The sequence below is a fragment of the Antarcticimicrobium luteum genome, from assembly GCF_004358185.1.
Taxonomy (GTDB): domain Bacteria; phylum Pseudomonadota; class Alphaproteobacteria; order Rhodobacterales; family Rhodobacteraceae; genus Antarcticimicrobium; species Antarcticimicrobium luteum.
The window spans coordinates 1-6,653 of record NZ_SMUV01000020.1; the positions used below are offsets into that span (position 1 = coordinate 1).

The window sequence follows — 6,653 nt, forward strand, 5'->3', positions numbered from 1 at the left end:
CGTCAGCGTCGTCTTGCCGTGGTCAACGTGGCCAATGGTGCCGATGTTGACGTGCGGTTTCGTGCGATCAAACTTTTCCTTTGCCATGTCCTAGGCGCCCTTTTGAACTGGTGGGGTCGCAACGACCCGTGTTTCCTCTGCGCGCGGCACATATTGGGTTCGGCGGGGAAAATCAAGCGCCTCCTGCGCGGTGCGGCGGAGCGGGTTCAGCCCGCCGCCTGCGGGGGCGCGACGGGTCCGGCCGGATCGCCTGTCGCCTTGCCCGGGGCCATATCGGGGCGCGGCGCGAACCAGCCGTTTTCCTTTTGCATTTCCACCAGCCAGTCCTCGATCTCGTCCACCGCGTTGCGGGCCAGCCCCTGCATCTGTTCTTCCTTGGTGCGCTCATAGCCGGAGCCGACCAGAACCGAGCCGCCCGAGGGGGTTTCGAATACCGAGATCTGCTTGACCTTGTCGTTGAGTTTCTTGCCGGCGGCATCGTCCCAGACGGTCAGATTGACGATCAGAACCGATTTCGGGTTATAGACCACCGGGATGCCCGGCGGGGCCAGCATGAAGCCCTCGACCGACATGCCGAAATGATAAAGCTGATCGCCGTCATAGCGTCCGAAGCGGTCCGACACCGCGCCGGTCAGCACCTCGATCCATTCGTCCGCAGTGGCATCGCGGGAGACCGGACCCTTTTGCATTTTCGGGGCGACCACGATGTTGTGGCCGAGACGAAAGGCGCCGAGATCCTGGAGCGGGTCTTCGGGGGTGGGGGCGGTGCAGGCGGTCAGCAGGGCGAGGCCTGTGAGCAGGGCGAGTAGGCGGATCATGGACGCTCTCGTGTCAGGACAATTGCCAGAGCAGTAGACCACGCGGCGGCCTTGCGCAAACGCTTCGGGCCGGCAGGGCGGTTTGGCGCGGATGGGCTGCCCCCTCCCCTGCCCTCCCCGGGGAGGGGGAGGGAGCAGCTGGCGGAGCGGCGTTACGAGAAGGTGTTGTCGCGCGGGAAGCCGTGCGGCGGACGTTTGCCCACCCCGGCGCGCTTGCCCAGCCATTCGGTCAGGTCGGGCTCGTGCCGGGTCTTGCCGCCGCCCATCTGCCAGCGCAGCCCCTCGGCCCAGTCAAAGGTGGTCATGTCGCTGAGCCCGCCGTCAAGCTCCAGCGCGCCCTGCTTGCCGCGGGCCAGGTTGTATTTCTGGATCCGCACCCCCTTGCCGCGGGTCATCTCGGGCAGCTCGGAAAGCGGGAAGACCAGGAACCGGCTGTTCTGGCTGACCACGGCGACATGATCGCCCGCGACCGGCTTGCACAGGTGGGCGCGCTCGTCGGGTTTGACGTTCAGCACCTGCTTGCCGCTGCGGGTCTGGGCCAGCACCTCGTCCTCGGGCACGACAAAGCCGTTGCCGGCATTGGAGGCGACCAGAAGTTTCTGGCCCGGCTTGTGCGGGAAGAGGGTGACGATCTCGGCCTCGTTGGGCAGATCGACAATCAGGCGCAGCGGCTCGCCCAGGCCCCGCCCGCCGGGCAGGTTGGCCGCCGAGACGGTATAGAACCGCCCGTTCGAGCCGAACACCAGCAGCCGGTCGGTGGTTTCTGCGTGGAAGATGAAGCGCGGGCCGTCGCCGTCGCGGAACTTCAGCTCGCGGGTGAGGTCGATATGGCCGGTCATGGCGCGGATCCAGCCCATCCGCGAGCAGACGACGGTGATCGGTTCGCGGTCGATCATCGCCTCGAGCGGCACCTCTTCGACCTCGCCGGCCTCGGCAAAGACGGTGCGGCGGGCGCCGCCCTCGTAGCCCTTGCCAAAGGTCTTCTTGGTCTCTTTCAGCTGCTCGGAGATTTTCGCCCATTGCAGGCCATCGTCCTCGAGCAGATCCTCGAGCGCGGCGCGCTCCTCCATCAGCGCGGATTGTTCGCGCAGCAGCTCCAGTTCCTCCAGCCGCCGCAGCGAGCGCAGGCGCATGTTGAGGATGGCGTCGACCTGGGTCTCGCTGAGTTCGCCCTCGCCCGGGGCGGGGCTGACATAATCCTTTTCCGAGGTCGCCCGAACGTGGTCTATCGACCAGTCCTCGCGCATCAGGGCCGGTTTGGGATCGTCGTCGTAGCGGATGATGTCGATCACCCGGTCGAGGTTGAGGAAGGCGATGATGAAGCCTTCGAGCACCTCGAGCCGGTGGTCGATCTTGCCCAGCCGGTAGCGGGAGCGGCGGCGCAGCACCTCCTGCCGGTGATCGAGGAAGGCGCGCAGCACCTCCTTCATCGAGCAGACCTTGGGGGTGAGCCCGTCGATCAGCACGTTCATGTTGAGCGAAAAGCGCACCTCCAGATCGGAGTTGCGGAACATCATGCCCATCAGAACCTCGGGATCGACGTTCTTGGAACGCGGCTCCAGCACCATGCGGACGTCATCGGCCGATTCGTCGCGGATGTCGGCGAGGATCGGGATCTTCTTGGTCTGGATCAGCTCGGCGATCTTTTCGATCAGCTTGGATTTCTGGACCTGATAGGGGATCTCGGTGACGACGATCTGCCAGGTGCCGCGGCCCAGATCCTCGACCTCCCATTTGGCGCGCAGACGGAACGAGCCGCGCCCGGTGCGATAGGCCCGCGCGATGTTCTCGGCCGGCTCGACGATGGTGCCGCCAGTGGGGAAATCGGGGCCGGGGACATATTTCAGCAGGGTGTCGTCATCGGCGCCCGGCGACCGGATCAGGTGCAGGCAGGCGTCGCAGAGCTCGGCGATGTTGTGCGGCGGGATGTTGGTGGCCATCCCCACCGCGATGCCGCTGGAGCCGTTGGCCAGCAGGTTGGGAAAGGTCGCCGGCAGCACCACGGGTTCCGTCAGGGTGCCGTCATAGTTGTCGCGGAAATCGACCGCGTCCTCGTCCAGCCCCTCGAGCAGCGCCTCGGCGACGATGGTCATCCGCGCCTCGGTGTAGCGCGAGGCGGCGGGGTTATCGCCGTCGATGTTGCCGAAGTTGCCCTGGCCGTCGACCAACGGGTAGCGGACGTTGAAATCCTGCGCCAGACGCGCCATCGCGTCATAGATCGCGGCATCGCCATGCGGGTGATAGTTGCCCATCACGTCGCCGGAAATCTTGGCCGATTTGCGGAATCCCCCGCCGGAGGCCAGCCGCAGCTGGCGCATGGCATAGAGGATGCGGCGGTGTACCGGCTTCAGCCCGTCGCGCGCATCGGGCAGAGCCCGGTGCATGATGGTCGACAGCGCATAGGTCAGATAGCGCTCGCCGATGGCGCGGCGGAGCGGCTCGGAGGTCTCGCCGGGCACGCTCGGCGAGGGCATGTTGGGATCGTCGATCAGGTCGTTCATGGATGCGGTGATACGCGCGCGCGCGGCGGGCGTAAAGCCGTGGCGAGACCGGATAGAGCGGTTGCCCGCAGCAACGGGGGTTCCGGGCGCCCCGGGCGATTGCGGGGAAAACCGCCCGCCGCTTCCCGCTGTGCCGAATCGGCGGATCGGCTATGGTGTTGATCCGCCCGGGGGATTCGCCGCCGGGGGACGGACCGAAATCCTTTTGCGCGACGGAGGCGGTGTGCCGCGTTTGGTGATTGCATCCTTTCTGATCCTGGCCTGGACATTCTATGAGTTGTCCGGAGGGACGGATTTCGAGCCGCGCGGGATGCGGCCGCCGAAACCGGAGCCGCAGATCGCCGAGGCCAAAACGCCGCTGGCGTCACGCGCCCCGGCCGCGGTGATCGCGCTGCGAACGCCCCGCGCGACGGATCCCGCCGTGATCACCGATGAGAGCCGGATCGCCAGACTGAAGGCGCAGCAGGCAGAGCGCGCCGCGCGGCTGGCGCAGTTGCGCAGCGGGCTGGGCCAGCCGCTGGTGTTCTATTCCGGCCAACCCGGAAACGGCAGCGCCGCCGGACAGGCCGGGACAGGGCCGGACCACACCGGACTGGGTGGAGCCGGGGGGATCGCGCTGACCTCGCTGGAACAGGGGGCGGCCGGGTTGCGCGCGGCCGAGCCGGAGCCCGCAGCGGCCCCTGCCCCGCGCGCGGAGCCGGAACCGGATCTGCGCGAGGTCACCGGCGCCCGGGTGAACATGCGCGAGGGCCCCGGCACGATCTATCCGGTGGTCGCCCGGCTGGTGCTGGGCCATGAAGTCGAGGTGCTGAGCGCATCGGGCACCGGCTGGCTGCGGCTGCGCACGCTGCCCGAACAGCAGGTCGGCTGGGTTGCGTCCTCGCTGATCGGAAAGGACCGGCGCTGAGGATGAGGTCATCCGCCCCTCTCTGATTTGACCGGCGATGCCATTGGCACTTTGTGGCTTCGTTTGCGACCCCAAAAGTCTTACGGCTGACGGCACCGATTTTCTTAACAAGTGGATTTTTTTCCGAATGTCTTTAGTCGTGGATTTCGTGGTGCGCGTCACCGCCACCTTCAACCTCGACGCCGTTCTGGAGCAAATGCAGACCGGCGCGTTCACCTATCAGACAGCAACCGACAACAGCGCCCTGTTTTCGACCGATGCGTCGGGGGCCGAGCTGAGCCTGCTGGGCCATTTCGGACCGGCCGGGGCGACAGTCGGCGGGTTCAGGACCAGCCAGGATGGCACGACCCTGGCCACCGGAAATGCCCCTGGAACCGATTGGACATATGCGGAGCCGGACTGGACCTTTTCATTCTCTGAGGCGGATTGCGATGGCGCGCCCGATCGACTAGCTCTCGGATGGAGCAGTCGGGACGATCACCATGGTGCGCCAGAAATCCATTCTTATCACCGGGTGTTCCTCGGGCATCGGACAGAACGCGGCGATGGGGCTGCGGGCGCGGGGCTGGCGGGTGTTCGCCGCCTGCCGGCAACAGCGCGATTGCGACCGGCTGCGCGCGCAGGGGTTCGACAGCCCGCGCATCGACTATACCGATCCGGCGAGCATCGAGGCCGGGCTGGCGCAGGTGCTGGAGGCCACCGGCGGAACGCTCGACGCGCTCTTTAACAACGGCGGCCACCAGCTGTCCGGCGCGGTGGAGGATCTGCCGCGCGACGGGCTGCGGGCGATCTTCGAGGCGAATTTCTTTGGCTGGCACGACCTGACCCGGCAGGTGATCCCGGTGATGCGGGTGCAGGGGCACGGGCGGATCGTGCAATGCTCCTCGTCGCTGGGGCTGGTGTCGATCCCCTGGCGCGGCGCCTATTCGGCGACCAAGCACGCGCTGGAGGGGCTGAGCGACACGCTGCGGATCGAGCTGCGCGGCAGCGGCATCCACGTGGTGCTGATCGAACCCGGTCCGATCACCACGCCGCTGCGCAGGAAGGGGATTTTCTATTTCGAGAAGTACATCGACTGGGAAAACTCGGCCAGGCGGGCCGAGTACGAGGCGCAGTTGCTGCCGCGGATCTACCGCGAGACCGGCAAGGACCGGTTCGAACTGCCGCCCGAGGCGGTGACGGCAAATCTGATTCGCGCGCTCGGGGCGCGGCGGCCGAAGGCGCGTTATTACGTGACCGTGCCGACCTATCTGACCGGCTATCTGCGCCGGGTGCTGCCGACCCGCGCGATCGACTGGATCGTGACCCGGATCTGAGAATCCGGTTCGCTTTTGCCGCGAATGCCGCTAGATACCGGCGAGTGAGACAAGCCAAGCGAGGGCAATATGGGTGATCCGCTGTTCGTGATCGTGGTGCTGGCGGTGCTGGCCGTGGCGGTGGTGCTGATGCTGGGCATCGGCGGCTTTGCCAAGGGGGGCGAGTTCAACCGGAAGAACAGCAACAGGCTGATGCGGCTGCGGCTCCTGATGCAGGCGCTCGCGGTGGTTCTGATCCTGCTTTACATCTATCTCAAGCGTCAGACGGGCTGATCCATGGTGGTGCTGAACAAGATCTACACCCGCACCGGCGATGCCGGCGACACCGCGCTGGGTGACGGCGCCCGGGTGCCCAAATACGCCGCCCGCGTCGACGCCTACGGCACCGTGGACGAGCTGAACGCCTTTGTCGGCGTGGCCCGGCTGGACGCCGAGGACGAGGACATGGACGAGGCGCTGGCGCGGATCCAGAACGACCTGTTCGACCTCGGCGCCGATCTGTGCCGGCCGGGCATGGAGCGGGACGGCGAGGCCGAGTATCCGCCGCTGCGCATGGTGGCCGGGCAGGTGGCGCGGCTGGAGATCGAGATCGACGCGATGAACTCCGGGCTGGAGCCGCTTCGCAGTTTCATCCTGCCGGGCGGCGCGCCTCTGGCGGCCGGGCTGCATGTCTGCCGCACGGTGGCGCGCCGGGCCGAGCGGGCGGCGGTGGAACTCGCCGCGCAGGAGGCGGTGAACGGCGACGCGGTGCGCTATCTCAACCGTCTGAGCGACTGGTTCTTCGTCGCCGCGCGGGTGGCGAACAACGAGGGGCTCGACGACGTCCTATGGATCCCCGGCGCCAACCGCTGAGGCGCCGCCGGCCGCCTTTGGCCGTCTTTGGTCAGGAATTTTATCCACTCGACCGCCGAACGCGGCGTCCGTGAGCGCAAACAGGACGATTTTTCCCTGTTTTCCCGCTTTCGCAGCCGCTAACACATGGCGGAACGTTCTAGGCGCCCCTTTCCCGGGCCAACCAAACCAAGGAGACCGACGCAAATGAAGGTAGTGGTACCTGTCAAGCGCGTGATCGACTATAACGTGAAGGTTCGCGTGAAGGCGGACGGCACGG

At 66.6% G+C, this 6,653-nt stretch carries 7 protein-coding genes; 4 read left to right on the forward strand and 3 right to left on the reverse strand.

All coding sequences use genetic code 11. The features are described 5' to 3' along the window. The 3 genes from E1832_RS00315 to E1832_RS00325 form a co-directional block, all read right to left on the reverse strand. Positions 1-87: GTP-binding protein (locus E1832_RS00315; RefSeq protein ID WP_133357806.1), on the reverse strand; the 87-nt coding region annotated here is incomplete at its 3' end. A gap of 119 nt (positions 88-206) precedes the next feature. Further along, a complete protein-coding gene (locus E1832_RS00320) occupies positions 207-818 on the reverse strand; it encodes a hypothetical protein (protein WP_245513715.1) in 612 nt (203 codons plus the stop codon). Positions 819-970: 152 nt separating this feature from the next. Next, positions 971-3,319 (reverse strand): DNA topoisomerase IV subunit A, encoded by a 2,349-nt coding sequence (locus E1832_RS00325; RefSeq protein ID WP_133357801.1) that lies wholly within the window; start codon positions 3,317-3,319, stop codon positions 971-973. Positions 3,320-3,554: 235 nt separating this feature from the next. On the opposite strand from E1832_RS00325, the gene E1832_RS00330 reads away from it, so the two are divergent. The 4 genes from E1832_RS00330 (at position 3,555) to E1832_RS00345 (ending at position 6,394) form a co-directional block, all read left to right on the forward strand. Next, on the forward strand, positions 3,555-4,226 hold the full coding sequence (locus E1832_RS00330; RefSeq protein ID WP_165978747.1) for an SH3 domain-containing protein: 672 nt from the start codon (positions 3,555-3,557) through the stop codon (positions 4,224-4,226). 482 nt (positions 4,227-4,708) lie between these two features. Continuing rightward, entirely contained in the window at positions 4,709-5,542 is an 834-nt protein-coding gene (locus E1832_RS00335; protein WP_133357803.1) for an SDR family NAD(P)-dependent oxidoreductase, read from the forward strand. Positions 5,543-5,611: 69 nt separating this feature from the next. After that, positions 5,612-5,815 carry a twin transmembrane helix small protein gene (locus E1832_RS00340; protein WP_133357804.1) on the forward strand — a complete coding sequence of 68 codons (204 nt, stop codon included), beginning with the start codon at positions 5,612-5,614 and terminating at the stop codon, positions 5,813-5,815. Between the two features lie 3 nt (positions 5,816-5,818). Then, on the forward strand, positions 5,819-6,394 hold the full coding sequence (locus tag E1832_RS00345) for a cob(I)yrinic acid a,c-diamide adenosyltransferase (protein WP_133357805.1): 576 nt from the start codon (positions 5,819-5,821) through the stop codon (positions 6,392-6,394). Positions 6,395-6,653 lie beyond the last annotated feature (259 nt).

Coding starts and splice junctions, on each gene's coding strand:
- E1832_RS00345 (WP_133357805.1), top strand. CDS start 5,819: ATGGTGGTGCTGAACAAGATCTACACCCGCACCGGCGATGCCGGCGAC.
- E1832_RS00335 (WP_133357803.1), top strand. CDS start 4,709: ATGGTGCGCCAGAAATCCATTCTTATCACCGGGTGTTCCTCGGGCATC.
- E1832_RS00325 (WP_133357801.1), bottom strand. CDS start 3,319: ATGAACGACCTGATCGACGATCCCAACATGCCCTCGCCGAGCGTGCCC.
- E1832_RS00320 (WP_245513715.1), bottom strand. CDS start 818: ATGATCCGCCTACTCGCCCTGCTCACAGGCCTCGCCCTGCTGACCGCC.
- E1832_RS00340 (WP_133357804.1), top strand. CDS start 5,612: ATGGGTGATCCGCTGTTCGTGATCGTGGTGCTGGCGGTGCTGGCCGTG.